22 protein-coding genes are annotated in these 25134 nt (G+C 72.8%); 7 read left to right on the top strand and 15 right to left on the bottom strand.

Annotated elements, in window-relative coordinates; all coding sequences use genetic code 11:
- Entirely contained in the window at positions 1 to 843 is an 843-nt protein-coding gene (locus tag AC069K_RS31125) for a S1 family peptidase (protein WP_478621862.1), read from the bottom strand.
- Positions 844 to 1280: 437 nt separating this feature from the next.
- On the opposite strand from AC069K_RS31125, the gene AC069K_RS31120 reads away from it, so the two are divergent.
- Positions 1281 to 2660, top strand: coding sequence for a M14 family metallopeptidase (locus AC069K_RS31120; RefSeq protein ID WP_478621860.1), 1380 nt, complete (start codon positions 1281 to 1283; stop codon positions 2658 to 2660).
- A gap of 597 nt (positions 2661 to 3257) precedes the next feature.
- On the opposite strand, the gene AC069K_RS31115 is transcribed toward AC069K_RS31120, so the two are convergent.
- The 4 genes from AC069K_RS31115 to AC069K_RS31100 form a co-directional block, all read right to left on the bottom strand.
- Positions 3258 to 4742, bottom strand: coding sequence for a GntP family permease (locus tag AC069K_RS31115; protein ID WP_478621858.1), 1485 nt, complete (start codon positions 4740 to 4742; stop codon positions 3258 to 3260).
- A 123-nt stretch (positions 4743 to 4865) separates the two neighbouring features.
- Complete coding sequence (locus AC069K_RS31110; protein ID WP_478621856.1) at positions 4866 to 5297, bottom strand: RidA family protein; 432 nt, start codon at positions 5295 to 5297, stop codon at positions 4866 to 4868.
- Positions 5294 to 6058, bottom strand: a complete 765-nt coding sequence (locus AC069K_RS31105) for an IclR family transcriptional regulator (protein WP_478621854.1) — start codon at positions 6056 to 6058, stop codon at positions 5294 to 5296. The genes AC069K_RS31110 and AC069K_RS31105 overlap by 4 nt, the downstream gene beginning before the upstream one ends.
- Complete coding sequence (locus AC069K_RS31100) at positions 6055 to 7161, bottom strand: sugar kinase (RefSeq protein WP_478621956.1); 1107 nt, start codon at positions 7159 to 7161, stop codon at positions 6055 to 6057. Before AC069K_RS31100 ends, AC069K_RS31105 begins: the two co-directional genes overlap by 4 nt.
- Before the next feature lie 177 nt (positions 7162 to 7338).
- On the opposite strand from AC069K_RS31100, the gene AC069K_RS31095 reads away from it, so the two are divergent.
- Entirely contained in the window at positions 7339 to 8607 is a 1269-nt protein-coding gene (locus AC069K_RS31095; protein WP_478621852.1) for an amino acid deaminase, read from the top strand.
- An 8-nt stretch (positions 8608 to 8615) separates the two neighbouring features.
- Positions 8616 to 10253: an N-acyl-D-amino-acid deacylase family protein gene (locus AC069K_RS31090; protein WP_478621850.1), complete on the top strand. Its 1638-nt coding sequence runs from the start codon at positions 8616 to 8618 to the stop codon at positions 10251 to 10253.
- A gap of 7 nt (positions 10254 to 10260) precedes the next feature.
- Here AC069K_RS31090 and AC069K_RS31085 read toward each other — a convergent pair whose 3' ends face one another.
- The 3 genes from AC069K_RS31085 to AC069K_RS31075 form a co-directional block, all read right to left on the bottom strand.
- Positions 10261 to 11490 carry an FG-GAP-like repeat-containing protein gene (locus tag AC069K_RS31085; protein ID WP_478621848.1) on the bottom strand — a complete coding sequence of 410 codons (1230 nt, stop codon included), beginning with the start codon at positions 11488 to 11490 and terminating at the stop codon, positions 10261 to 10263.
- Between the two features lie 130 nt (positions 11491 to 11620).
- The gene (locus tag AC069K_RS31080) at positions 11621 to 12862 is read right to left on the bottom strand and encodes an FG-GAP-like repeat-containing protein (RefSeq protein WP_478621846.1); all 1242 of its coding nucleotides are present in this window, start codon (positions 12860 to 12862) and stop codon (positions 11621 to 11623) included.
- A 55-nt stretch (positions 12863 to 12917) separates the two neighbouring features.
- On the bottom strand, positions 12918 to 13343 hold the full coding sequence (locus tag AC069K_RS31075) for an ATP-binding protein (protein WP_365109343.1): 426 nt from the start codon (positions 13341 to 13343) through the stop codon (positions 12918 to 12920).
- A gap of 94 nt (positions 13344 to 13437) precedes the next feature.
- On the opposite strand from AC069K_RS31075, the gene AC069K_RS31070 reads away from it, so the two are divergent.
- On the top strand, positions 13438 to 14253 hold the full coding sequence (locus AC069K_RS31070) for a helix-turn-helix domain-containing protein (RefSeq protein ID WP_478621844.1): 816 nt from the start codon (positions 13438 to 13440) through the stop codon (positions 14251 to 14253).
- Entirely contained in the window at positions 14250 to 14498 is a 249-nt protein-coding gene (locus AC069K_RS31065; RefSeq protein ID WP_478621842.1) for a DUF397 domain-containing protein, read from the top strand. The genes AC069K_RS31070 and AC069K_RS31065 overlap by 4 nt, the downstream gene beginning before the upstream one ends.
- Here AC069K_RS31065 and AC069K_RS31060 read toward each other — a convergent pair.
- Positions 14465 to 16396, bottom strand: coding sequence for an alkyl sulfatase dimerization domain-containing protein (locus AC069K_RS31060; protein WP_478621840.1), 1932 nt, complete (start codon positions 16394 to 16396; stop codon positions 14465 to 14467). The genes AC069K_RS31065 and AC069K_RS31060 overlap by 34 nt on opposite strands.
- An 836-nt stretch (positions 16397 to 17232) precedes the next feature.
- Here AC069K_RS31060 and AC069K_RS31055 point away from each other — a divergent pair.
- Together AC069K_RS31055 and AC069K_RS31050 are read left to right on the top strand one after the other, a co-directional pair.
- Complete coding sequence (locus AC069K_RS31055; RefSeq protein ID WP_365114622.1) at positions 17233 to 18444, top strand: pyridoxal phosphate-dependent aminotransferase; 1212 nt, start codon at positions 17233 to 17235, stop codon at positions 18442 to 18444.
- 76 nt (positions 18445 to 18520) lie between these two features.
- Positions 18521 to 18895: an SCO4983 family protein gene (locus AC069K_RS31050; protein WP_358832967.1), complete on the top strand. Its 375-nt coding sequence runs from the start codon at positions 18521 to 18523 to the stop codon at positions 18893 to 18895.
- Between the two features lie 604 nt (positions 18896 to 19499).
- Here the strand turns inward: AC069K_RS31050 and AC069K_RS31045 are convergent.
- The 6 genes from AC069K_RS31045 to AC069K_RS31020 form a co-directional block, all read right to left on the bottom strand.
- Complete coding sequence (locus AC069K_RS31045; RefSeq protein ID WP_478621838.1) at positions 19500 to 20648, bottom strand: hypothetical protein; 1149 nt, start codon at positions 20646 to 20648, stop codon at positions 19500 to 19502.
- A complete protein-coding gene (locus tag AC069K_RS31040; protein ID WP_365111586.1) occupies positions 20645 to 21439 on the bottom strand; it encodes a PP2C family serine/threonine-protein phosphatase in 795 nt (264 codons plus the stop codon). The genes AC069K_RS31045 and AC069K_RS31040 overlap by 4 nt, the downstream gene beginning before the upstream one ends.
- 7 nt (positions 21440 to 21446) lie before the next feature.
- The gene (locus AC069K_RS31035; RefSeq protein ID WP_358832964.1) at positions 21447 to 22211 is read right to left on the bottom strand and encodes a vWA domain-containing protein; all 765 of its coding nucleotides are present in this window, start codon (positions 22209 to 22211) and stop codon (positions 21447 to 21449) included.
- A gap of 37 nt (positions 22212 to 22248) precedes the next feature.
- Positions 22249 to 23265: a hypothetical protein gene (locus AC069K_RS31030; protein ID WP_478621836.1), complete on the bottom strand. Its 1017-nt coding sequence runs from the start codon at positions 23263 to 23265 to the stop codon at positions 22249 to 22251.
- A gap of 195 nt (positions 23266 to 23460) precedes the next feature.
- On the bottom strand, positions 23461 to 23919 hold the full coding sequence (locus tag AC069K_RS31025) for a hypothetical protein (RefSeq protein WP_365111592.1): 459 nt from the start codon (positions 23917 to 23919) through the stop codon (positions 23461 to 23463).
- Positions 23906 to 24889, bottom strand: a complete 984-nt coding sequence (locus AC069K_RS31020; protein ID WP_365111595.1) for a serine/threonine-protein kinase — start codon at positions 24887 to 24889, stop codon at positions 23906 to 23908. The genes AC069K_RS31025 and AC069K_RS31020 overlap by 14 nt, the downstream gene beginning before the upstream one ends.
- Positions 24890 to 25134: the final 245 nt, after the last annotated feature.

Here is a 25134-nt window from a genome sequence, read left to right as displayed (position 1 = left end):
TCAGGGCTTGGGCAGGGTGCAGCCCGGGCGGCTCAGGTCGACCCGGTTGCCGGCGCCTATGCAGGGGACGATGATGTACGTCTCCTGGGCATAGTTGATCTTGTAGTGGACGGTGACGTTGCCGTTCTGGTCCACCTCGCACGGGTTGTTCTCCGTGCAGCGCTGGCCGTCCTCGTTGCCGGTGTTGTTCACCGCCACCACCTTGCCGGTGGCGGTGTCGATGACCGGGGAGCCCGAGGTGCCGCCGATGGTCTGGCAGGCGGAGGTGTAGCGGACGGAGTCCTTCCAGGTCCAGTCGCCCTCCTTGAGGCGGTACGCGAACCCGTCGATGTTGCAGCTGTAGGTGCGCTTCCAGTACCCGGAGACCACCTTGATGGCGGTGCCCGCGACCGGGTGCTGGTCGTTGAGGGTGAGCGCGCCTATCCCGTACTGGCTCTGGATCTGCGCGTACGTCTTGCTCAGCTGGTAGACCGTGATGTCGGTGTCGGTCATCGTCGCGTAGCTGACCTTGGTGGCCCGCAGGGTGCCGACCTTGCTGCCCGAGCCGTTGAGCAGCGAGAAGCTGCGCGAGGAGGGCTGGTCGGTGATGACCTCGCCGGCGGCCGGGAAGCCGGTCTCCAGGCAGTGGCCGTTCGAGAGGATGAGAGCGGGGTCGTTCGGCTGGGAGCTCGGGGTGCGGACCAGCGACCCGGAACAGTTGCTGAGCGCGACCGTTCCGGCGAAGTCGACCGCCTTGACCGTCGCCTTGTCGCCGCTGTGGGTGTGCGGCGCCGCGACGACCGGCGCCGCGCCCGCTCCGACGAGCAGCAGCGCCAGCACCGTGCCGACGAGAGGCTTCTTCATGTGGGGGTTCCCCTCTGAAGGGTTCTGAAGGGCTTCAGGAGTGGGTTCCTGAAGTTGTCATGAGCATTGTTGGACCCCCCAACCCCCGGGGGCAACCGTCCGGTTCGGGCCAGTCGGGCCGGTCGGGCGGTCGGGCCGGGCGGGCCGATCGCCGGTCACGTACGCGCGCGGCCGCCCGGAAAGAGCGGTACGGGGCATCCCGTACGCCCGTACGGCCCACCGGGACCGGTCGGACGATCGGATCGGCGGCTCCGCCGAGCACCATGCACTCCATGGAGCCGCGCCGGAACGACCTTGACGGGATATCGCCCACCCGGACCGGGTGAGGAACGGCGCACCTTGACGCTGACATGCCATGCCCAGAAGCTCAGGGTGCGACGCACCACCCCAGCAACGTCGACATGAACACCCCCACCTCTGGATCCCCAGGAGCATTCATGCGACTTCGTACGCGTACGCGCGCCACCCACGCGCCACGCGGCGGTGCCAGACGTTCGGCGGGCCTCGCGGCCCTCCTGGCGATGGCCCTGGCCGCCCCGCTGACCTCCCACGCCACCGCGTCCCCGGCGCCCACCCCGCGCGAGCGCGCGGACTTGGCCGCCGACGAGGCCACCGTCCAGTACGAGATCCACGGCCCGGCCACCCCCGCCGCGCGCACCGCCCTCGCGGCCACCGGGGTCTCCATCGACGAGGTGCGCGAGCACACCGTCGTGGTCAGCGCCGACGCCCGCCAGGCACGGAACCTGCGCACGCTCGGCTACACGCTCAAGGCGCTGCCCGGACCGCCCGACCGCAGCGGCGGCCTGAAGGCGGTGCCCTTCGACTTCCCGCCGGCGGACGCGAAGTACCACAACTACGCGGAGATGACGGCGGAGGTCGACCAGCGCCTCGCCCAGTACCCCTCGATCATGAGCAGACGCGTGATCGGCAAGTCGTACCAGGGCCGGGACATCGTCGCCATCAAGGTGAGCGACAACGTGGCCACCGACGAGAACGAGCCCGAGGTCCTGTTCACCTTCCACCAGCACGCCCGTGAGCACCTCACGGTGGAGATGGCGCTGTATCTGCTGCGGGAGTTCGGCGCGGGGTACGGCCAGGACTCGCGGATCACCAACATGGTGAACAACCGCGAGATCTGGATCGTGCCGGACCTCAACCCGGACGGCGGCGAGTACGACATCGCCACCGGGTCGTACCGCAGCTGGCGCAAGAACCGGCAGCCCAACTCCGGTTCGTCGTACGTCGGTACGGACCTGAACCGCAACTGGAACTACAAGTGGGGCTGCTGCGGCGGCTCCTCGGGCAGCAAGGGCTCCGAGACGTACCGGGGCTCGGCCGCCGAGTCCGCGCCCGAGGTGAAGGTCGTCGCCGACTTCGCCCGCAGCCGGGTGGTGGGGGGCAAGCAGCAGATCAAGGCCGGGATCGACTTCCACACCTACAGCGAGCTGGTGCTGTGGCCGTTCGGCTACACGTACAACGACACGGCGACCGGGCTGACGAAGGACGACCACGACGCGTTCGCGGCGGTCGGGGGGAAGATGGCGGCGTCCAACGGGTACACGCCCGAGCAGTCCAGTGACCTGTACATCACGGACGGCACGATCGACGACTACCTCTGGGGCGCCCAGAAGATCTTCGACTTCACCTTCGAGATGTATCCGGGGGAGTCCGGGGCGGGGGGCGGGTTCTACCCGCCCGACGAGGTGATCGAGCGGGAGACCGCTCGGAACCGGGACGCGGTGTTGCAGTTGCTGGAGAACGCGGACTGCATGTACCGGTCGATCGGGAAGGAGTCGCAGTACTGCGCGGGTGCGTGACCCCGGGACAGCCCCCACCCCGCCCCTTCCCTAAACCCTCCGGGGGCGGGGGCGGGGGAAGCTTCCCCGGGGGCTCCGTCCCCGGGCCCCCGGGCGGGGCCTTGCGGCCCCCGCGTCCCGCTGCGCGTCAACCTGCGGGCCGGTGGGGGCTGATCGCGCAGTTCCCCGCGCCCCTGAAAGACGGGCCTGCGGCCCCCGCGTCCCGCTGCGCGTCAGCCTGCGGGCCGGAGGGGGCTGATCGCGCAGTTCCCCGCGCCCCTGAAAGACGGGCCTGCGGCCCCGCCCCGGACCCCGAACGCCGGAGGGGCTGAATTGTTCCCGCCCGAGGATCCGAAATAGAGCGGCCGCAAGTACCTATAGGGGCGCGGGGAACTGCGCGAGCAACCCACCACCACCCGCAGACAAACACCGGGCCCCTTAAGGGGCGCGGGGAACTGCGCGAGCAACCCACCACCACCCGCAGACGGACACCCCGGCCGACAAGGGGCGCGGGGAACTGCGCGATCAGCCACAGATCACCCGCAGACGAACACCCGGCCCGGGGCGGAGCCCCCCGGCCGCCCGCCCGAGGGCTTTAGGGAACGGGCGGGGTGGGGGCTAAAGCAGCAGGCTCAAGAGGGCCGCCGCCCCGAACCCCGTCACCGACAGCACACTCTCCAGCACCGTCCACGACCGCAACGTATCCCGCTCACTGATCCCGAAGTACTTCGCCACCATCCAGAACCCCCCGTCGTTCACATGCGACGCGAAGATCGACCCCGCCGAGATCGCCATGATCACCAGCGCCAGGTGCGCCTGGGAGTACCCGGACCCCTCCACCAGCGGCACCACGATCCCCGCCGTCGTCACGATCGCGACCGTCGCCGAGCCCTGGGCCACCCTCAGGGCCACCGAGATCAGCCAGGCCAGGACGATCACCGGGAGGCCCACGTCGTGGAAGGTCCTGGCGAGGGCGTCCGCGATGCCGGACGCCTTCAGGACCGCGCCGAAGACCCCGCCCGCGCCCACCACCAGCAGAATGTTTCCCACCGGCTTCAGCGAGGCGGTGGAGACCCGCTCCAGGGAGGTGCGGGTCCAGCCCCTCCGTATCCCCAGCAGGTAGTACGCCAGCACCAGCGCGATGGTCAGCGCCACGAACGGGTGGCCGAAGAACTCGATCACCGAGCGGATGCGGGAGGGGTCCAGCGCGATCGAGGAGAACGTGGCCGCCAGGATCAGGACCAGCGGGGTCCCGATCACGGCCAGGACGGTCGTCAGCGGCACCGGCTTCTCCCCGGACGCGGGCGGCAGCCCCGCCGCCGCCCGTTCCGCCTCGACCGCGGCCCGCGCCTCCCGCGCCGCCTCCACCATGTCCTGCGGCACCTCCACGAAGATCCGCTTCCCGATCCAGGCGGCGTACGCCCAGGCCGCCAGCACCGCCGGCAGCCCCACGAGCGCGCCCATGAGGATCACCCAGCCGAGCGAGACGTGGAAGAGGCCGGCCGCCGCGACCGGTCCGGGGTGCGGGGGCAGGAAGGCGTGGGTCATCGACAGGCCCGCCAGCAGCGGCATGCAGAAGAGGAGGATCGACTTCCCGGAGCGTTTCGCTGCCGCGTACACGATCGGGGCGAGGACGAAGATGCCCACGTCGAAGAAGACCGGGATGCCGAAGACCAGGCCGGTCAGGCCCATGGCCAGCGGGGCGCGTTCCTCTCCGGACAGCGCCAGCAGCCGGGCGCTCAACACCTCGGCGCCGCCGCTGACTTCGAGGATGGCGCCCAGCATCGTGCCGAGCCCGATGATGATCGCGACATGGCCGAGGATGCCGCCCATGCCGGCCTCGACCGTGGAGACGGCGGCGGACTTCTGGACCGTACCGAAGAGTTCGGTCACCGACAGGCCCGCGCCCAGGCCCACGGCTATGGAGACGGCGAGGAGCGCCACGAACGGCTGGAGTCTGATCTTGATGATGAGGTAGAGCAGGAGCGCTATGCCCAGGGCGGCGACGGTCAGCAGGCCCGTGGTGCCGCCGATCAGCGGGAGGATGCCGCCCGTGTGCGGCGGGGGCGGCGGGGGCGGTGTGGTGGCGAGCGGGAACGACATACGGCGACTCCGGTGTTCGGCGGGGCTGTTCCGGGGCGTGGGGGACCGCGGGGCGGCGCCCCGGCGGTCCGGGGCGCCGCCCCGTGCGGCCTGTGCTGCGGTCGTGCCAAGCGCATACGGCGGTCAGTCGTCCAGGACCGCCAGCGCGTCGATCTCGATGAGCAGGCCCGGGGGCAGGCCCACGTAGACCGTCGTCCGCGCCGAGGCGGGGGCCTTCAGGCCCTGCTCCTCGAAGTAGGCGTTGTAGATCTCGTTCATCTCGGCGAAGTGGCCGACGTCGGTGAGGTAGACGCGCATCATCATCACGTCGTCCCAGGTGGCGCCGCCTTCCTCCAGGACCGCCTTGACGTTGGCGAAGGTCTGGAGGGTCTGCTCGCGCAGGGTGGGGCCGGCGACGACGGGGGGCCGGCCGTCGGCCGCCGGCAGGAACCCGACCTGCCCGGCGACCTGGAGGATGTTGCCCTTGCGCACGCCGTGCGAGAACTTCGCGGGCGGGGCGGTGTGGGTGGCGGGGACCAGGGCGGTCTTCTCGGGTCCCTTGCTCGTGCCGGTCATGAACTGCCTTCCTCTGGGGGGATGGTGCCGGAGTACTCCCGGCTGATGGCCTCCGCGGTGCGGCGCACCAGCGGGAGCAGGGCGAGGAGTTCCTCGGCGGTGACGACGACGTTCGGCGCGGAGACGGACATCGCGGCGACCACGCGGCCGTCCGTGCCGGTCACGGGCGCGGCCACGCAGTTGATGGACTCCTCGTGGCCGCCGAGGTCGGTGGCCCAGCCCTGTTCGCGTACGGCCGCGAGCTCCTTCAGGAACGCGGCGGCGTTCGGCGTCGAACGGGACGTGTACAGCGGGTAGTCGAGCCGGTCGGCGACGGCCCGGCGCTCGGCCTCGGGAAGGTCGGCGAGGAGCAGCTTGGCGACGGCGGCGACGGTGATGGCGACGGGCTTGCCGACCCGCGAGTACATGCGGACGGGATAGCGGCTCTCCACCTTGTCGATGTAGAGCACCTCGCCGTCCTCGTACACCGCGAGGTGGACGGTGTGCCCGATGCGCTCGTTGAGCGCGACGAGGTGGGGGTGGGCGATCTCCCGTACGTCGAGGTTCTCGACGGCCTCCTGGGCGAGCGCGAACAGGCGCGCGCCGAGGCGGTAGCGCTGGTCCTCCTGCCGGTAGACGAGGCCGTGCTCGTGCAGGGTGCGCAGCAGCCGCAGGGCGGTCGACTTGTGCACCCCGAGCCGCTCGGCGACCCTGCCGAGGTCGGCGGGGCCCTGCGCCAGCAGCGGCAGGATGCTCAGCGCCCGGTCGACGGTCTGGCTCATGGCGTCCGTACCTCCCTTTCCTCCCCCGTCCAGCCGGGGCCGAGTCGAAGTCTCCCCCAGGCGTCGTCGTCCAGGGCGGCGAGCCGGTCGGCGCGGGTGCGGGCGGGCGGGGCGGTGTGGTCGCCGGGCACGGTCAGCACGGCCGCGGCCATGAGGTGCCCGTGCCGCGCCCGCTCCCGTACGGGCAGTCCGCGCAGGGTGCCGTGGAGGAACCCGGCGGCGAAGGCGTCCCCGGCACCGGTGGGGGCGACGACGTCCACGCGGGGGGCGGGGACGACGGTGACGTCGGGCCGCGGACCGTGCTGGGCCGAGCGCGCGGTTCCCCGCGCCCCCTGGCTGCCAGGGGCGCGGGGAACTGTGCGACCGGCCCCGGACGGCTCGCGCCCGGCCGACAACCGCCGGCGGCTTTCGGGAAAGGGCGGGGCGGGGGATTCGAACACGGTCACCCCCAGGGCGCCCCGCTTGACCACCACCACCCCCACCTCCGGCAGAGCCGCCCGCACCGCGGACGCCCCCCGTACCCCCCACGCCTCCTCCGCCTCGTCCTCCCCCACGAACACCACGTCCGCGCCCCGCGCCAGCTCCAGCGACACCCGGGGATCGGAGCCCGGACGCCACAGCCCCGCCCGGTGGTTGACGTCGAAGGACACCAGCGGACGCCCGGGGCGGCGCGCCAGCAGCGCCCGCATCAGCTCCAGGCAGTCGTCCGACAGCGCGGCGGTGATGCCGGACAGGTGCAGCACCCGCCCGGACCACACGGAATCCCAGGGCACGTTCGCCACGGACAGCGCGGAGGCGGCCGACCCGGTCCGGTAGTACGCGACCTCGTGCGCGGCGTCCGAACGGTCGTCGGCGGTGCGGAAGTACACGCCGGTCGGCCGTACGGGATCCCGGCGCACCCCGGACGTGTCCACGCCGTACGCGCCGACGGCCGAGACGAGGTGGTCCCCGAAGCCGTCCGCGCCCACCCGGCCGACCCACTTCACCGTGTGCCCGGCGCCCGCGAGCGCGCAGGCCACGTTGGACTCGGCGCCGCCGACGCCCCGTTCGAAGGAGGGCACATCGGCGAGGCGTCCCGGCCGGGTGGGCAGGAACGCGACCATGGACTCCCCGAGACAGACGGCATCCACGTCCACCCGTCGGCGCTCCCTTCACCCTGGACCCCGGCCCCTCACCATTGACCCGGCGTTGGCCCGGATGTTAGACAGCGGTCAGCGAGACACGCAACGGGCGTTGCACATGCTGCAACACCTGGCGCAGCAGCGATCACGGAGGCTTCCATGGGGTTCCTGGCAGGACTGGCCGAAGAGCGCGTCGACCACCGCTTCAAGGGGCTGCCCCCGGACGCCGAGGGGCTGACCGTGGGCGAACTGGCGGCCCAGCGCCGGAACCTGTTCACGGACGGCTTCACCACCCCCGTCCTGGCCCTCTCCGCCGAGCGCCTGGAGCACAACCTGGCGCTGATGGAGACGTACGCGACCCGTCACGGCCTCGCCTTCGCCCCGCACGGCAAGACCACGATGGCTCCCGCGCTCTTCGCCCGCCAGCTCGACCACGGCGCCTGGGGCATCACCCTGGCCGTGCCCCACCAGGTGCGCGTGGCGCGCGCGTTCGGCGTCGAGCGGATCTTCCTCGGCAACGAGCTGGTGGACGCGGCGGCCCTGAAGTGGATCGCCGCCGAGCTGGCCCGGGACGCCGCCTTCCGGTTCATCTGCTACGTGGACTCGGTGCGCGGGGTCGAGCTGATGGACGCGGCGCTGACCGGGGCGCCCCGCCCGGTGGACGTGGTGGTCGAGCTGGGCGCGGGCGAGGGGGCGCGCACCGGCGCCCGTACCGAGGCCGACTGCACGGCGGTCGCCGACGCCGTGGCCGCCACCCGCACCCTGCGCCTGGTGGGCGTGGCGGGGTACGAGGCCGAGGTCCCGGGGGCCACCCCCGAGCGCGTCACGGCCTGGCTGCGCAGGCTGACCGCGCTGGCCGCGGAGTTCGACCGCGCGGGCCGGTTCTCGGGGGCGGGACTCGACGAGATCGTCGTCAGCGCGGGCGGCAGCGCCTGGTTCGACGCGGTGGCGGAGGTCTTCGCCGACATCCCCGAACTGTCGCTGCCGGTCCTGAAGTTGCTGCGCTCGGGGGCGTACGTCAGCCACGACGACGGCCAGTACCGCCGCGTCACGCCCTTCAACCGCATCCCCGAGGAGGGCGCCCTGCACCCCGCCTTCCGCCTGTGGGCGCAGGTCGTCTCGCGGCCCGGCCCCGGCCAGGCGTTCGTGAACGCGGGCAAGCGGGACGCGGCGCACGACCTCGACCTGCCCGAGGCGCAGGTGGTGCGCGCGGCGGATGGGACCGAGCGTCCGGCGACCGGTATCGAGGTCACCGCCCTGTCCGACCAGCACGCCTGGCTGCGCACCGGCCCGGGCGTGGAGCTGGAGGTCGGCGACTGGGTGGGCCTCGGTCTCTCCCACCCGTGCACCAGCTTCGACAAGTGGCCGCTGATCCCGCTGGTGGAGGCGGACGGCACGGTCGTCGACTACATCCGCACCTACTTCTGAGGCCCCTGATGGACCTCGTCATACGGGACGCCCGGGTGGTCGACGGCGGCGGCGGGCCCTCGTTCCGCGCCGACGTCGGCCTCCGGGACGGACGGATCGCGGCGCTGCGCCGCGACGGCGACGGCGGCCCCCGGCCGGCCGGCGCACGCGTCCTGGACGCCGACGGGCTGGTCCTGGCCCCCGGCTTCATCGACATGCACGCCCACTCCGACCTGGCCCTGCTGCGCGACCCGGACCACAGTGCCAAGGCCGCGCAGGGCGTCACGCTCGAAGTCCTCGGCCAGGACGGGCTCTCCTACGCGCCCGTCGACGACCGCACCCTCGCCGAGGTCCGCACGGCCGTCGCGGGCTGGAACGGCGGCGCGCCCGGGGACACGGACCTCGCCTTCGACTGGCGCACGGTCGGCGAGTACCTGGACCGCCTCGACCACGGCTTCGACGGCGAGGGCATCGCCGTCAACGCCGCCTATCTGGTCCCCCAGGGCACGGTCCGGATGTACGCGGTGGGCTGGGAGGACCAGGCGGCCACGCCCCGGGAGCTGGAGCGGATGCGGCGGCTGGTGGCCGAGGGCCTGGAGCAGGGCGCGGTCGGCCTCTCCTCCGGGCTCACCTACACGCCCGGCATGTACGCCCCGGACGCCGAACTGACCGCACTGTGCGAGGTGGTGGCGCGGTACGGCGGCTACTACTGCCCGCACCACCGCTCTTACGGGGCGGGCGCCCTGCGCGCGTACGAGGAGATGGTGGAGCTGACCCGGGCGGCGGGCTGCGCGCTGCACCTGGCGCACGCCACGATGAACTTCGGCGTGAACGAGGGCCGCGCCCCCGAGCTGCTGGCCCTGCTCGACCGGGCGCTGGCCACCGGCTCGGACATCACGCTGGACACCTATCCGTACACCCCGGGCTGCACGACGCTCGCCGCGATGCTGCCGAGCTGGGCGGGCGCGGGCGGACCCGGGGCGGTGCTGGCGCGGCTGCGCGACGAGGCGACGGCCGAGCGGATCCGCCACGACCTGGAGGTGGCCGGGGCGGACGGCTGCCACGGCGTGCCCATCGACTGGGAGACGATCGAGGTCTCGGGGGTGGGCGATCCGGCCCTCGCGTCCTTCGTGGGCAGGACGGTCGCCCGGTCCGCGCGCGAGCGCGGCGAGACGCCGTGGACGACCGCCCGCCGGCTGCTGATCGACGACCGCCTCGGTTCGACGATCCTCCAGCACGTGGGCCACGAGGAGAACGTGCGGGCGATCATGCGCCACCGCGTCCACACCGGCGGCAGCGACGGCATCCTCCAGGGCGCCAAGCCGCATCCGCGCGCCTACGGCACCTTCCCGCACTACCTGGGGCACTACGCCCGCGACCTGGGCATCCTCTCCCTGGAGGAGATGGTGGCCCATCTGACCTCGCGCCCGGCGGCCCGGCTGCGGCTCACCGACCGGGGCCTGGTCCGGGAGGGCTACCGCGCGGACCTCGTGCTGTTCGACCCGCGCACGGTCGCGGCGGGCGCCACCTTCGAGCGGCCCAGGACGCTGCCCACCGGCATCCCGTACGTGTTGATCGACGGACGGTTCGTCATCGAGGACGGGCGGCGCACGGACGTCCTGGCGGGGCGCGCGGTCCGCAGAACGCCCACCCCGCCCACGGCCTGACCCGCCGTCAGAAGACCCGTACGTTACGGGCGGTGTCCCACAGCATGTCCGCCACCGGGTTGCCGAGGCCGCCGTGCCCGTCACCGTGGTAGGCGTACAGCTGGTAGTTGACGGGCCGCATGAGGTCGGACACCCCGTCCCCGTTGACGTCGCCGGTGGCCAGCACCGGGGCGTCGGCGGGCCAGGCGTACGGGAGCTTGGCGCGGTCGCCGAAGGTGCCCCGGCCGTTGCCCGGGTACAGCCACAGGTTCCGGGACCCGTCCCGGGCCACCAGGTCCGCCCTGCCGTCGCCGTTGAGGTCACCGGGCGAGGCGAGCTGGTTCATGGCGTTCCAGCCGCCGCCCACCTTCAGACGGTCGCCGAAGGTGCCCCGGCCGTTGCCGGGGTAGGTCCACAGCACCCCGGAGGTGTCCCGGGCCAGCAGGTCCCGGCGGCCGTCGCCGTTGAGGTCGCCCGCCGCGCTGATCTCGCGCATGGTGTTCCAGCCGCCGCCGACCTTCACGCGGTCGCCGAAGGCGCCGTCGCCGCGGCCCGGGTAGAACCACAGGGTGCCCGAGCCGTCGCGGGCGTAGATGTCCTCCTTGGCGTCCCCGTTGTGGTCGCCGTGCCGGGTCAGCTGGGTCATCGCGTTCCAGCCGCCGCCGACGAGCCTGCCCTTGGTCACCCAGTTGGCGTCGCCGGCGCCCGACAGGAACCACAGCCGCCCGTCGTCCGCGCGCTCCAGCAGGTCGGGGCGTGCGTCGTTGTTCAGGTCACCGAACTGCGCGACCGCCGGCAGCCCGGCGGGCCGCTTCTCCTCGTCCTGGACGAACCATTCCATCCACGGCACGCCCTGGGTGACCTCGTAGTCGGTGGTCGCCATGCGGACGGAGCTGACCTTGTTGTCCCACGCCCGGCCGATGGTGCCGCCGGTGAGGTCGTTGGGGCCGCTGTGCGGGTGGATGTAGTAGCGCTCGCCCTCGTAGTTCGCCTCCGTGGCCAGCGCGACGTAGAGGTCGCTGTTGTTGACGAAGGACGAGATCGAGTTGTTCCAGATGCCGAGGGTGGGGCGGCTGGAGGAGACGATCTCCATCTTGCCCGTGAAGTTCCCGTACTGGAACACGCAGAGCTTGCCCGCCGGGCAGCGGTCGTAGTTCTCCGCGGCCGCCGGCGGGGCCGCGGTGAGAAGGGCGGCCAGCGACGCGGCGACGGCGGTGGCCGTCCCGATCAGCCGCCGGGCCTGGGTGGTGCCGAGCATGGACCGAACTCCGTTCGGAATCAGAGGATCAAAGGAACCCGGAGGTCGCAGGACCGGGAGGTGACGGGCTCCCGGAGGTCGCAGGACCCGAGGGTGGGGGGCGCCCAGGAGGTCGCGGGACCCCGGAGGGTCAGAAGACGAGGTGGGTGGCGCGGGCCTGGGCGTACTGCCGGGGCGCCCGCAGGCCGCCGTCCGCCGCGCCCGTGCCCGGGTAGACGCGCAGCTCCTTCTGCCCCGGCGCGTGCGCGAGCAGGTCCGGGTGGCCGTCGCCGGTGACGTCACCGACACCCGCCAGCTCGGTGAGCCCGTTCCAGCCGCCGGTGCCGATGAGCCTGCGGTCACCGAACGTGCCGCGCCCGGTGCCGGGGTAGAACCACAGCTTCCCCGCGGTGTCCCGGGCCACCAGGTCGGAACGCTGATCCGCGTTCATGTCACCGGCCCCGACCAGCTCGTTCATGACCTTCCAGCCCCCGCCGACCTTCCGGCGGTCACCGAAGGTGCCGTGCCCGTCGCCGGGGTACGTCCACAGGGTGCCGGTGGTGTCGGCGGCGAGCAGGTCGGCGCGGCCGTCGCCGGTCAGATCCCCGGCGGCGGCCACGTCGCTCATGGCGTTCCAGCCCCCGCCGACCCTGACGCGGTCGCCGAGGGTGCCGTCGCCCCGGCCCGGGTAGAACCACAGGACGCCCGAGCGGTCCCGGGCGAACAGGTCCTCCTTGGCGTCCCCGTCGTAGTCGCCGTGCCGGGTGAGCCGGGTCATCGCGTTCCAGCCGCCGCCCACGAGGCGGTTGCCGCTCTTGCTCACGTACGAGTGGTCCGCCCACAGCCGTCCGAAGGCGTCGCGCGCGTAGAGGTCGCCGAAGCCGTCGCCGTCCATGTCACCGAACGCGGCCGCGGCGGGCTGCCCGGCCGGACGGGGCTTGCTCTCGAAGTCCCCCGAGTACGTCGGGAAACGTCCCTCGGTACCGCAGAAGTAGTCCGCCTCGCGGTCCAGGTCGAGCGAGCTGACGCTGTTGTCGAGGTCCGGCCGGGAGCTCTCGTCGAAGGAGACCTGGGCGGAGTAGTAGTGCGTGGCCCTGGCCCGCCCAGGGTCGCCGTCCAGGTCCGGCTCGCTGTTGAAGCAGACCGGCATGTCGGTGCGGTTCACGAACGAGCTGATGCGGTTGTCCCAGGACCCGAGCCGCAGCATGGACCCGGTGACGACCAGCATGTCGCCCCGGCCCATCGGGTCGCTGAAGACGCACAGCTTGCCGTAGGCGCAGCGGTCGTAGCCGCTCGCGGCCCGGGCGGGCGCGGTGGTGACGGTGGTGACGGCGGCCACCAGTCCTGCGGTGACGGCGGCCGCGAGCCCGCCGCGTACGAGGCGTGAAGACATGGAACGCACGCGGTTCCCCCCCGGGTATGTGCGAATGCTGTGGAAAGTCAGCGGATCATAGCCCCCCGCCGACGATCAGTTCGAACCAGACCGTCTTGCCGATCCCGTACGGCCGCGGGTTGGCGCCCCAGGCGTCGGACAGCGCCTCCACCAGCGCGAGCCCCCGCCCCGACTCGTCGTCCGGACCGGCCGCCCTCGGACACGGCAGCGCGGCGTTCGCGTCGATCACCTCGACCCGGAAGAGGTCCCCGCCGAGCACGCACCGGGCGACGATCTCGCGGCCGACGGGCACGCGCGCGTGGCGCACGGCGTTGGTCATCAGCTCGCTGAGGAGCAGGACGGCGGTGGCGGCCGGTTCGTCGGGGACCTTCCAGGCGCGCGCCTGCTCCGCGAGCAGCGCTCGCGCGCGCGAGACGCTGCGGGGCCCGCAGGGAAGACGCCACGCAACGTCCTTCGGAAGGGGGGAAGTTGTGCAATCCATGGCTCATACCGTGCTGGGCCGGGCATAGCCTCTGGGAGTATCAAAGTGGGTACATTCCCGGCTGTACCCGCGAGGTACCCGAAGGGCGGGTTCAATGACCGAGCCGACTTCCCTGCCGCCGATCGCGTGGCGCTACTGCGGCGACCAGGTGAAGCGCTGGCGGGAGGGCGCCGGGGTGTCCCGCAACGACCTCTGCAAGGCGGCGGACTACCAGTACGAGTACGTCAAGTCGATGGAGAACGGCCGCCGCAAGCCTACTCTGCGGCTGCTGACGGTGGCCGATCAGATGTGCGGGGCGCAGGGGAAGTTGCTGGCGGCGAACCAGTATCTGAAGCCCGAGCCGTTCCCTGCGCGGTCGCAGGAGTTCATGCAGGTGGAGGCGGAGGCCATCGCCGTCCACTGGTACGAGCCGCTGCTCATCCCGGGTTTGTTGCAGACGGAGGAGTACGCGCGGACGCTGATCAGCGAGAGCTACCCGCCGCTGGATGACGAGACGGTCGAGGAACGGGTGAACGCGCGGCTGCGCAGGCAGGAGGCGCTGCGTGCGCGAACGTCCACGGTCTTCAACTTCGTGGTGTACGAGGCCGCTCTGCGTACGCTGGTCGGCGGCCGGGACGTGATGAAGCGGCAGCTTGAACACGTGTTGGCGGTGGGTGAGTTGCGCAATGCGTCGGTGCAGGTGCTGCCGATGGGGCGGTGCAGCGGGCTCGCCCTCTCCGGATCAGTGGTTCTACTGGAGAATCCCGATCACGAGCACTACGCATTCGCCGAAGGCCAGACAACCAGCGCGCTTTACGCGGACCCCGTCAAGGTCAGCGAACTGACGCAACGCCATGGCATGATCCGGATGCACGCCCTCAGCGTCGAGGAGTCGACGGAGTTCATCAGCAAATTGGCGGAGGAGCTATGAGCGACCAGCTCGTATGGTTCAAGTCCAGTTACAGCGACGACCAGGGCAGCGCCTGCGTCGAAGTCGCCCTGGACTGGCGGAAGTCCAGCTACAGCGACTCCGAAGGCGGTGCTTGCGTCGAGGTGGCCACCTGCCCCCACACCGTCCACGTACGCGATTCCAAGCTCGGCGGGGACAGCCCGACGTTCGCCGTCCCCGCCGCCGCCTGGGCTCAGTTCACGGCCGGGATAGCCGGGAGCAGATAGCCGAAGACCGTGTCCGCCGGGCCGCGGTCGTCGATCTGGGCGCGGCCCGCGCGTACGGCTTCGTCGAAGTTCGCGGCGAAGTCCGGGCCCGACGCCAGGAGCCGGTCCAGGGTGTCGCGCGTCAGCACGATCGTGGCGTGCGGCTTGTCCACGCCCGGCGGCATGGTGTCGCCGCGGGTGTCGGTGTAGACGAGGACGCCGTCGCGCAGGACCGTGACGCCCGACTGGCCGGTGTTGGTGAAGGTCCACAGCAGGACGACCGGATCACGCAGCTCGGCCGCGCTCGGACCGTCAAGGCGGGCGGCGAGGGCCGCGAAGTACTGGGCGGGGTTGGCGTGGTGCACCAGGTCCCCGACGACGGGACGGGCGCCGGGCGGACGCGGGCCGGGGCGGAGGTCCTGGGCGGCCGTGAGATAGGCGTTGCGCAGCGGGCCGTATTCGGCGAGGTACCCCAGTTGGGTCAGCGCCAGCGCCTGGAGTGAGGTGGCGGCGTCCAGGACGGCGGGCGGGACCGTCGCCGGGTCGCAGGCGGCGGCCACCACGTGGTCGAGGAGCTCGACGGTCCGCTCGTAGCGGGGCGTCGCCGCGTCGTACTCCTCGCGGGCGGTGGCCAGCACCGCCTCGGCGCCGCCCAGGGCCACCACGTACCGCTGGGCGGTCGCGGCGGACGCGGGGGTCGCGGCGACCGCGTCGGTGGCGGCGACGAACTCGTGGCCGAGCAGGCGCAGCCAGGTCTGGCGGGCGGCCTGGGTGGCGGTGCCGACGTACCCGGCGGCGTAGAACGGCTGGTTCGAGGGCTGGGTCTGGCGCCTGACCCAGGCGTCGCGGCGGGCGGCGAGGCGGGCGGTGACGGCCTTCGTGCCCCAGCCGGGCCACTCGTACGCCCCGGCCACGATCTCCGCGACGCCGCCGAAGGCCTTCAGGGTCTCGTCGAGGTGGCGGGCGCGTACGTCCCCGAGGCCCCCCAGGAGGCCGGGGGCGGTCAGATAGAGGACCTTGTGGCCGGGGAGGTAGACGTTCATCTCGGCCGGGGACTGGAGGCCGGCGGCGGGCTGGAGGACCATCCGTACGCCGTCGGCCTCGACCTCGCCGGAGAGCTGGTGGGTGGGCGGTACGAGGGTGGGCTCGCCGGCCGAGACGGTGAGGCCGGGGCCGCTGTCGATCAGGCCGTACGGTCCGGCTTCCAGCCGGGTGCCGTAGGTGTGGTCGACCAGGCAGGCGGTGGCGAGGCCTTCCACGACGTGGCGGCGGACGGCGTCGTCGAGGAAGCCGTCGGGCGCGTACACGGCGAGGTCCTCGGGGACGGTGTCGCCGCGCTCGGCGAAGAGGCCGCGGGAGCCGCCGAAGTGGTCGACGCAGCTCGCGGTGTAGACGAGGGCCTTCACCGGGCGGCGGTCGTCGGTGGTCTCGCGGTAGAGGCGGAGGGCGTACTGGGCGGTCTCGTAGGAGCCGAGGGGGTCGATGACGACGAGTCCGGTGCGGCCCTCGACGATCATCATGTTGGCGAGGTCGTAGCCGCGGATCTGGTGGACGCCGCCGCGGCCGTGGTCCGGGCGGGTGACCAGGTAGAGGCCGGCCATGGCGTTCATGCGGCCCTGGCGCCATACGCGCGCGTTGACGGAGGGCGGTATGTCGGTGTCCTCGTCGCGCAGGAAGTCGAACCGGGCGAAGTCCCAGGCGGTTCCCCCGTCCCGGGCCGGGATCACGGCCACGTCCGGGCGGGCGACGAGCCCCCGCGAGGCGGTGCGGAAGTCGGAGACGTCCGAGGGGACGCCGTGCGGCCCCGCGGGGCGGTTGCTGCGGATGACGTACGGGGTCGGTTCGACGGGGTGGGGCTGGGCTTGGGGGTGGTGCTGGGCCTGGGGGTGGTGCTGCGCGCCGTTGCTGCCGTTGGTCATGGGCTGCCTCCTCGGGGCGTCGCGGGGCGGGAACGTAACGCTGTGGGGAGGGGGGACGAAAGGGGGCGAGGGGGTGCGTGGCCGAGATGCGGGCGGTGTGGGGGCCGGTAGTGGGGGTGGCCCGTCCGCGCAGTTCCCCGCGCCCCTGTTCGGCCGGGCGTTCGGGTGCGGGCCGGTGGTCGGTTGCTCGCGCAGTTCCCCGCGCCCCTTTCGGGCCGGTGGTTCGTCTGCGGGTGGACGGTGGCTGGTCGCGCAGTTCCCCGCGCCCCTTCAGGGCCCGGACTCCGGCTGCGGGCCGGTGGGGCTTCTCGCGCAGTTCCCCGCGCCCCTCACATGCCGCTGCGCGGCATTCCCGGGGCGCCCCGAAGGGGCGCTTCAAGGGGCGCGGGGAACGGCGCGAGCAACCCCCCACGGTCCGCAGACGACGACTGGTTTCAGGGGCGCGGGGAACTGCGCGACCGGCCCACCACCGAGCCGCACAAAACGACGCACCGCAAGCCCCCCAAGGGGCGCGGGGAACTGCGCGACCAGCCACAGACCACCCGCAGACAAACACCCGGCCCGAAAAGGGGCGCGGGGAACTGCGCGACCAGCCCAGCACCGGGCCGCAGGCGGGCCCCCGGCCAAACGGGGCGGCTCGTCGTGGTGCATCTCACCCGCCGTACCGCCGGAGGCGCATTCCAAGCCCGTACCCCACCCCCGACCGGCGATCCCACGGCCACGCCCCCAGGACCGCATTCCGATGGAAGCCAGGCATCCGCCCGGGCACCCCCGACCGGCGCACCCCACGGGCAAACCCCGCGCGTCCCCCGAAACGCGCCCGTAAGGTGACTGTCATGCAGGTGATCCAGTCGACCAAGCTCGCCAATGTCTGTTACGAGATCCGCGGCCCGGTTCTCGAGGAAGCCATGCGGCTGGAAGCGGCAGGGCACCGCATCCTCAAGCTCAACACCGGCAACCCCGCCGCGTTCGGCTTCGAGTGCCCGCCGGAGATCCTGGAGGACATGCTCCGCAACCTCTCCGGGGCGCACGGCTACGGCGACGCGAAGGGCCTGCTCTCGGCGCGCCGCGCGGTGATGCAGCACTACCAGACCAAGGGCATCGACCTCGACGTCGAGGACATCTACCTCGGCAACGGCGTCTCCGAACTGATCCAGATGTCGATGCAGGCGCTGCTCGACGACGGCGACGAGGTGCTGGTCCCGGCCCCGGACTACCCGCTGTGGACGGCCTCGGTCTCGCTGGCCGGCGGCACCGCTGTGCACTACCGCTGCGACGAGCAGGCCGACTGGATGCCGGACCTCGCCGACATCGAGCGGAAGATCACGGACCGCACCAAGGCCCTGGTGATCATCAACCCGAACAACCCGACGGGCGCGGTCTACGACGAGGAGATGCTGCGGGGGCTCACGGAGATCGCCCGCCGCCACAACCTGGTCGTCTGCTCGGACGAGATCTACGACCGGATCCTCTACGACGGCGCCACGCACACGCCGACGGCGGTCATCGCGCCGGACCTGATGGTGCTGACGTTCAACGGTCTGTCCAAGAACTACCGGGTGGCCGGTTACCGCTCCGGCTGGATGGCGGTCTGCGGCCCCAAGGCCCACGCCTCCTCGTACATCGAGGGCCTCACCATCCTCGCCAACATGCGGCTGTGCGCGAACATGCCGTCGCAGTACGCGGTGGCCACGGCGCTGGGCGGGCGCCAGTCGATCGAGGACCTGGTGCTGCCGGGCGGGCGGCTGCTGGAGCAGCGCGACACGGCGTACGACCTGCTCACGCAGATCCCCGGCGTGACGTGCGTGAAGCCGAAGGGCGCGCTGTACCTGTTCCCGAGGCTCGACCCGGCGGTCTACAAGGTCAAGGACGACCGCCAGATGGTCCTGGACCTGCTGCGGGCCGAGAAGATCATGGTGGTGCACGGTACCGGCTTCAACTGGCCCGAGCCCGACCACTTCCGCATCGTGACGCTTCCCTCGGCGCAGGACCTGGCGGGTGCGGTGACCCGGATCGGCAGCTTCCTGGACGGCTACAGCCAGATGTAGCCAGGTGGTGGCCCGTACTCAACTTTAGACAGAATCTAAGATAGGATGGCATCCTGCGTCAGAAGGAGGTCATCCCATGTACGAGCCGATCCGGACGAAGTCGGTGCACAGCACGATGGCCGCCGACGCGCGTGTTCCGCGCCGCTCCCGTGAGGAGGAGCTGGACATCCAGCTCGCCGGGCACCTCGCGGCGCTGCTCGCGGTCACGGACGAACTGGGACTGACCGAGGCCGGGGACGCGATCGCGTCGCAGGTCGCGCGGTTGCGGGGCGGGCATCCGCCGGTGCGGCACGCGGGTCTGAGCCGGGCTGCGGCGCCGGCCCTGCACGGGCGCGCGCACGCGCTCGCGGGGCGCGCGCTGGTGGTCGCCGCCTCGCGCGCGGACACGGCAGCGGCGATCCTGGCGGCGGAGCGTATGGACGCCCACTCGGCGGCGACCGCCGCCCTCTGATCGGCCCCGGTCCGCGCGCCGCGGAGGTCCGCGGACCGGGTGCCACGTTTCGCGTACGCGGGGTACGAGTGCGACTCGGCCCGCACCGACGGACACGGCCATCCGCGCCTGCCCACACAGTTCCCCGCGCCCCTTTCTGGCCCGGGGTCCGTCTGCGACCCGGTGACGGCTTACTCGCACAGTTCCCCGCGCCCGCAAAACCGGCGGTCATCTGCGCCCCGGTGGAGGGTCGCTCGCGCAGTTCCCCGCGCCCCCAAAACCGTCGTCGTCTGCGGACCGTGGCCGGTTGCTCGCGCAGTTCCCCGCGCCCCTCAAATGCGCCCCTCCGGGGCGCCCTATAGGGGCGCGGGGAACTGCGCGACCAGCCCCCACCGAGCCGCACAAGACCACGCACCGCCAAGCCCCCAAGGGGCGCGGGGAACTGCGCGACCGGCCCACCACCGAGCCGCACAAAACGGCGCACCGCAAGCCCCCAAGGGGCGCGGGGAACTGCGCGACCAGCCACAGAGCACCCGCAGACGAACCCCGGGCCAAAAGGGGCGCGGGGAACTGCGCGAGCAACCGACCACCGGGCCGCAGACGAACCCCGGGCCGCCCCGCAGGGTCACCCCCTCGTCAGTGCCACCAGGATCACCAGGATCAGCACCGCCAGCGCGATCAGCAGTGCGGGCCGAAGGTTGGATGGAGGCGGGGGTGGTGGCGGCAAAGGGGACGGGTTGAAGACGTCGTGGCCTGTCAGCGTCGCCCGGACGCACCAGGGGCACCCCGTCAGGTGCGAGCCGTACGTGTGGCCCGGGCGGGCCGGGCAGACCCGCACCCGGCCCCGCTCCCGGTCCAGCGCCCGCAACCAGTCCTCCGCCGACGGGCGGGCCCCGGGGTCCAGGACGCCGGGGCCGAACGCCGCCCGGGACAGGTCCAGCAGTTCGGGCGGCAGCACGGACGGGTCCACGGTCCCCCGCGGCACCACCACCCCCTCGGGCCGCACCACGTAACTGATGCTCGCCGCGATGTTGTCCTGGACCGTCGACTCCGGCGCGCTGTCGCGCGGCACACCCCCGAAGGGGTGGTTGCCGGCCGTCAGCAGCTGGTAGACGAGGACCGCCAGCGCGAAGTCGTCGCTGGCCCGGGTGGCGGGGCCGCCCGCCTGCCGTTCGGGCGCCGAGTAGTCCGTGGTGTGCATCAGGCAGGGGAACAGCTCCCCGGTGACCGCGTCGGTGAAGGCGATGGAGTCGCAGTCCAGGAATGTGATGAAGCCGTTCGCGTCGACCACCACGTTGCTGCTGGAGAAGTCCCCGATGACCAGCCCCTCGTGGTGCATCCGCGCCGTCATGAACGCCAGGTTCCACGCGACGCCCAGCAGGAAGCGCCAGTCGGCCCGCCCGTGGAAGAGCCGGACGCGCTGGGCGCGCGTGAACAGGCCGACCAGCTGGACGTGTTCGGGCTCCCCGAACCGCTGCATCGCGTATCCGAGGAACGCCCCGCCCGGCGCCCGCGCGGGCGCGGTCGGCCAGGCGAGCTCGGGCCGCTGGGAGCGGTCGGTGGGGCGTCCGCCGAGCGGGGACATGGTGAGCATCCGGGTCAGCCGCCGCTCCTGCTCGGGCCCGGGCGGGTCCCGGTAGAGCTTGACGACGGTCCGGTCGTCGCCCTCCACGGGGTAGACGGCCGCCTGACCGCCCCCCTTCAGCGGCTCGGCGGCGAGCACCACCGGCACCCCGCCGAGCAGCACGGTCCGCCCCTGCGCGGGCCCGCTCATCCGCCCCCTCCGTCCCGCACCGCCCGCAGCAGTGTCTTGTCGTCCCCGTTGAGCGCGGTCAGCCGGTCGGAGCGGAGCAGCGCGGCGAGCCGGTCGTCCTCGTCGTCCGGCACGCCCCCGCCGATGTCGAGCGAGCGCAGCACCGACGCCGCGAAGGACCCGTTGGGGGCCTGCGGGGCGCCCCCGGACCAGGAGAGCGCGGCCTGCGCGAGGCCGTCGGTGGAGAGCAGCACGCCGTCGACGCCCTCGTCCCGTACGCAGTCGGTCCGCACCCAGCGGGCCGCGTCCGGGGTGGTGAGGAAGACCGTCTCATTGCTGTACTCGCTCACCGCGGCGGGCTGCGGCAGGAGGTGGAACTGCCGTTCGCCGTCCTCGGTCCCGGCCCGCAGCACCACGAACCCGTCCCCGACGGTGCAGTACCCCAGCCATCCGGACCCGAGGACCACCACGGTCAGGGTGGTCGCGTGGTCCCCGGCCCCCTCGCCCGTACGGTCGAGGAAGTCGTCCACGACCCGCTGGAAGCACCGGCGCAGCAGCCGGTGCGCGGTGGGGCCGTCGGCCCCGGAGGCGGGCAGCCTGCCGAAGTGCTCCACCGCGAGGCGGACCGCGAGCAGGGAGCCCTCGCCGGAGCGCGGCCGGCTGCCCGCGCCGTCCGCGACGGCCAGGACCGTGACGGGCCCGCCCGTCGAGCACCGCCAGGCGTCCTGGCAGGGGACGCCGTCCCGGCGGTGCCGGTAGCCCTCCACGCTCAGCCCGTGCACCCGCCAGCTCCCGTGCGTCCGCGTCGCCATGGCCCGCTCAGGCTTCCCAGGCCGGGCGCTGCGTCTTGAACTGGCTGAAGATCTTCTCGAAGACCTCGTCGCCCGCGCCCTTGGTCTCGGCGCTGGCGCTCGCCGACATCATCTGGAGCAACTGGCGGAAGGGGAAGCCCTGGAGGCGGGCGTTGAACTTCGGCGCGTACGCCTGGAGCACCTGCTCGGCGAGGTCGGTGAGGCCGCCGACGCCGATCGCGTACAGCCGGAAGCGGCGGGCCGCCTGCTCCTCGGCGAGGACCGGGACGAGCCGCTGCCAGGTGCGGCTGATGTGGCCGGTGCCGTCGGTCGGCAGGCCGTCGGTGACGAGGCAGATCTGCGGGCGGTAGTACTGGAAGCCCTGGGAGCGCAGCTCGGTCTTGCGGGCGGCGACCACATGCATGGCCAGCTCCAGGGCCTCGGTCATCAGGGTGACCCCGGAGGCGGCGAGCCGCGGCGGCTCGAACATGTGGGCGGCGACGAACGGGCCGACCGGCGAACCGGGTTCGAGGGGCTGGCCGGACCGCCAGGCGGTGACGCCCCGGCCGCCGAAGGTGATGACGGCGACCTCGACGCTGTAGCTGAGGCTGACGTCGTCGTGGAGCTCGCGGGTCCACTCGTTCAGGGCCTGGTTCAGCGCCTCGATGGGCGGTCCCGCCATGGAGCTTGAGGTGTCCAGGCACAGCACCAGCGGCAGCCGCTGGGCGTTGTTCTCGAACTCGATGTCGGCGTACTCCGCCGGAAGCGTCCTCGGTGGCTGCTGCCTGCGCATCTGGCCTCTCCCCGTCCTTCGGTGTCCTCGCCGCGCCTCACCGGCCGTGCGGCGCCCTGCTGGTGACGTTGCGTCCGTCGTCGCGTCCGTCGTCGGCGTACGTGTGGGCGTACAGGATCCCGGCGTCCTCGCCCCGGCCCTCGCTCACCTCGACGCGGGCGCCGGGGGCGGGCGCGGGCGCGGCGGGCGCGGCCCACACCGCCCGGCGCAGGCACTGGTCGAGCTCGACGTACCCCTGCGGGTGCAGCGCGGTGCGGACGACGGCGATCCGGCCGGGCGCGCTTGGCCTCGCGACCTCGCGGCCGGGCGCGCGGTGTCCGCCGGGCACCGCAGCGGTGGCCGCCGGGCGCGTACGGGCGGCGGGCACGGCGGCCGGACCCGGCCCGGCCGGCACGGCGTACGCCAGGCGCGGGCCCCGGGAGCGGCGGACCGCGTAGACCAGCGCGGCCATCAAGAGGAGCAGCAGGGCGGCGGTGCCGAGCAGGGGGACGAGCAGCGAGGAGCCGTCGTCCGCGCCGCCGACGCTGTCGGAGTTGCGGCCGAGCTCGGCGGCCAGCTTCGCGTCCAGGAGGTCCTGGCCGTGCAGGGTCTTGGCCTTCTTGCCGTCGGCGACGAGTTCGCACAGTCCGGGCTCGCAGACGCCCGCCTCGCGCAGCGCGCCCAGCGTCCTGTCGTCGAGGCGGGTGATCTCGGCGTCCGGGTCGACGAGCCGGTCGCCGGCGAGGACGAGCAGCAGGGTGCCGCCCGCGCCGGTGGGGTGCCCGGCCGGGACGGTCAGGACGAGCGGGCCTCGGTCGAAGGCGGCCTTGCGCTGGGAGAGCTTCCAGTCGGCGGCCTTGCCGTCGAGCGCCAGCGGCCTGTGCAGCGTGACGAGCACGGCCGGGTCCTGGGCGTCCACCCGGCCGGCCCAGCAGCCCAGCCGCTCGGCCAGCTTCCCCGAACAGGACCCGTCACCGGCGGCGGCCGGAAGGGCCGCGGCCAACAGGGCCGCGGCCAGCAGCCCGGCCGTCGCCCCCGTCCGCCACGCACCGCGCGGACCACACAGCAGCCCCATGGGCGAAAACCTCCCCGTCCCCCGGAAAAGCACATCGCAAATATGGCGCCACCGGCCGCCGCGCGTAAGGGTTTTGGCCATTCCGGGGCGATTCCCGGGCCGTTCCGGTGCTGTTCCGCAACCGTTCCGAGGGCATTCCCGGGTTTTACCGCGGGCCTTTTGGGACAACTCCCGGGCGATATCCGAACATCTCTTCTACAGCTGGAACACCTGATGGCACCGGAGGAACATCTGTCTCGCCTGTTCCACCCAGTCGCCCGCCAGGGAATCGAATTCCCGCTGGTCCATCCGGCAGTTGAGCGGCAGCGTGCAGACCCCGGCGATACAGGGTCTGGGTCCTCGTACGTCCCACACCGACAGCATCGGGACCAACTGCTCGGTGTTCCACGCGTTGGCCGCGGCGGCGGCCGTCGCCAGCTGGTCGCCGCGCAGGAACCGGCCGTCCGTCATGAACGCGACCAGCAGCTTGGTGGTGGTCATGAACCGGACGGTGACGGCCCGCCCCGCGTCGGCGAGGTCGAAGCGGAGCGAGACGGAGACGGTGTCCTCCTCGCAGTGCAGGTGGCGTCCGGACGCCCAGGTGTGGACCAGCGGGCGCCACCGCGCGCCCAGTTCGGCCCCGGCGCCGGCCGGTACCCCCTCAGAGTGCCGCACGGCCCACCGCCTCGATCACCATGGCGTCGCTGAGGCCGGCGTCCAGGAGCGTCCGGGCGTGCAGCAGCAGACAGGACGGCAGGGAGGCCCGGTCCCCGGCGGCCCGCCGGCCGTCCAGCTCTCCGGTGCGCACCCGGATGCGGCGGGCCACGGTCGGCGGGGGCCAGGTGAGCGCCCGCGCGCTGCCCGCGTCCGGGCCGAGCAGCCCGCTCAGCAGCGCGTCCAGACCGGGCCGGTCCTCGGGCCGCTTGGCCAGGCACTCCTCGACCAGGGGCCGCAACTCGGCGGGTACGTCGTCGAGTTCGGGCTCGGCGTGCACCACCCGGTAGGCCACTCCGGCGCCGTGCAGGAAGGGCGCGTTCCCGGTGACGGCGTAGACGAGGACCCCGCCGAGCGAGAAGACGTCGCTGGCGGGCCCGACCCGGGCGCCGGTCATCTGCTCGGGCGACATGTAGGGCGGGGTGCCCATCAGCGTCCCTGCGCGGGTCAGCCCGGTCGCCCCGGCCACCATGGAGATGCCGAAGTCGATGACGCGCGGCCCGTCGGCGGCGAGCAGCACGTTCGAGGGCTTGAGGTCGCGGTGGACGACCCCGGCGCCGTGGATGGCCTGGAGCGCCTCCACCAGACCCGCGCCGAGCCTGCGGGCCTGGCCGCCGGTGAGCGGCCCGTCCGAGCCGACCGCCTCGGACAGGGCGGGCCCCGGTACGTACGCCGTGGCCAGCCAGGGCAGGTCGGCCTCCGGGTCGGCGTCGACGACCGCCGCCGTGAAGGCCCCGCCGACCAGCCGCGCGGCGGCCACCTCGCGCGCGAAGCGGCGCCGGAACTCCTCGTCGGCGGCGAGTTCGGGGCGGACGACCTTGACGGCGACGGCCCGGCCCGCGGGCGACCGCCCCAGATACACCCAGCCCATCCCGCCCGACCCCAGCCGCCCCACGATGCGGTACGGCCCCACCCGCAGCGGATCACTCACCGGTGTGCGCATCCTCCGCGCCCCCTCACTCGGCCCCACGCGCTCCGGGACCGAGTGTCCCGCGAACGTCCGTCCCCGGCAGCCACCCTGGCGAAAAACCACCCGGGGAAACCGCCGGGCGGGACGGCCGGGGCGCGGCCGTCCGGAAAAGCGTCCGGCCCCCGGAGCCGTGAGGGGGCTCCGGGGGCCGGACGCGAACGTGGCGGACCGTCGTGACCCCACTGGTCAGGGCGGTGTTCGGGGCA

The organism is Streptomyces sp. NPDC043908 (assembly GCF_056435525.1).
This window is presented reverse-complemented; position numbering and strand designations above follow the sequence as displayed.

Coding starts and splice junctions, on each gene's coding strand:
- AC069K_RS31080 (WP_478621846.1), bottom strand. CDS start 12,862: ATGTCTTCACGCCTCGTACGCGGCGGGCTCGCGGCCGCCGTCACCGCA.
- AC069K_RS31100 (WP_478621956.1), bottom strand. CDS start 7,161: ATGGTCGCGTTCCTGCCCACCCGGCCGGGACGCCTCGCCGATGTGCCC.
- AC069K_RS31060 (WP_478621840.1), bottom strand. CDS start 16,396: ATGACCAACGGCAGCAACGGCGCGCAGCACCACCCCCAGGCCCAGCAC.
- AC069K_RS31045 (WP_478621838.1), bottom strand. CDS start 20,648: ATGAGCGGGCCCGCGCAGGGGCGGACCGTGCTGCTCGGCGGGGTGCCG.
- AC069K_RS31040 (WP_365111586.1), bottom strand. CDS start 21,439: ATGGCGACGCGGACGCACGGGAGCTGGCGGGTGCACGGGCTGAGCGTG.
- AC069K_RS31110 (WP_478621856.1), bottom strand. CDS start 5,297: ATGACCGGCACGAGCAAGGGACCCGAGAAGACCGCCCTGGTCCCCGCC.
- AC069K_RS31095 (WP_478621852.1), top strand. CDS start 7,339: ATGGGGTTCCTGGCAGGACTGGCCGAAGAGCGCGTCGACCACCGCTTC.
- AC069K_RS31125 (WP_478621862.1), bottom strand. CDS start 843: ATGAAGAAGCCTCTCGTCGGCACGGTGCTGGCGCTGCTGCTCGTCGGA.
- AC069K_RS31055 (WP_365114622.1), top strand. CDS start 17,233: ATGCAGGTGATCCAGTCGACCAAGCTCGCCAATGTCTGTTACGAGATC.
- AC069K_RS31065 (WP_478621842.1), top strand. CDS start 14,250: ATGAGCGACCAGCTCGTATGGTTCAAGTCCAGTTACAGCGACGACCAG.
- AC069K_RS31085 (WP_478621848.1), bottom strand. CDS start 11,490: ATGCTCGGCACCACCCAGGCCCGGCGGCTGATCGGGACGGCCACCGCC.
- AC069K_RS31035 (WP_358832964.1), bottom strand. CDS start 22,211: ATGCGCAGGCAGCAGCCACCGAGGACGCTTCCGGCGGAGTACGCCGAC.
- AC069K_RS31090 (WP_478621850.1), top strand. CDS start 8,616: ATGGACCTCGTCATACGGGACGCCCGGGTGGTCGACGGCGGCGGCGGG.
- AC069K_RS31115 (WP_478621858.1), bottom strand. CDS start 4,742: ATGTCGTTCCCGCTCGCCACCACACCGCCCCCGCCGCCCCCGCCGCAC.
- AC069K_RS31120 (WP_478621860.1), top strand. CDS start 1,281: ATGCGACTTCGTACGCGTACGCGCGCCACCCACGCGCCACGCGGCGGT.
- AC069K_RS31030 (WP_478621836.1), bottom strand. CDS start 23,265: ATGGGGCTGCTGTGTGGTCCGCGCGGTGCGTGGCGGACGGGGGCGACG.
- AC069K_RS31075 (WP_365109343.1), bottom strand. CDS start 13,343: ATGGATTGCACAACTTCCCCCCTTCCGAAGGACGTTGCGTGGCGTCTT.
- AC069K_RS31105 (WP_478621854.1), bottom strand. CDS start 6,058: ATGAGCCAGACCGTCGACCGGGCGCTGAGCATCCTGCCGCTGCTGGCG.
- AC069K_RS31070 (WP_478621844.1), top strand. CDS start 13,438: ATGACCGAGCCGACTTCCCTGCCGCCGATCGCGTGGCGCTACTGCGGC.
- AC069K_RS31050 (WP_358832967.1), top strand. CDS start 18,521: ATGTACGAGCCGATCCGGACGAAGTCGGTGCACAGCACGATGGCCGCC.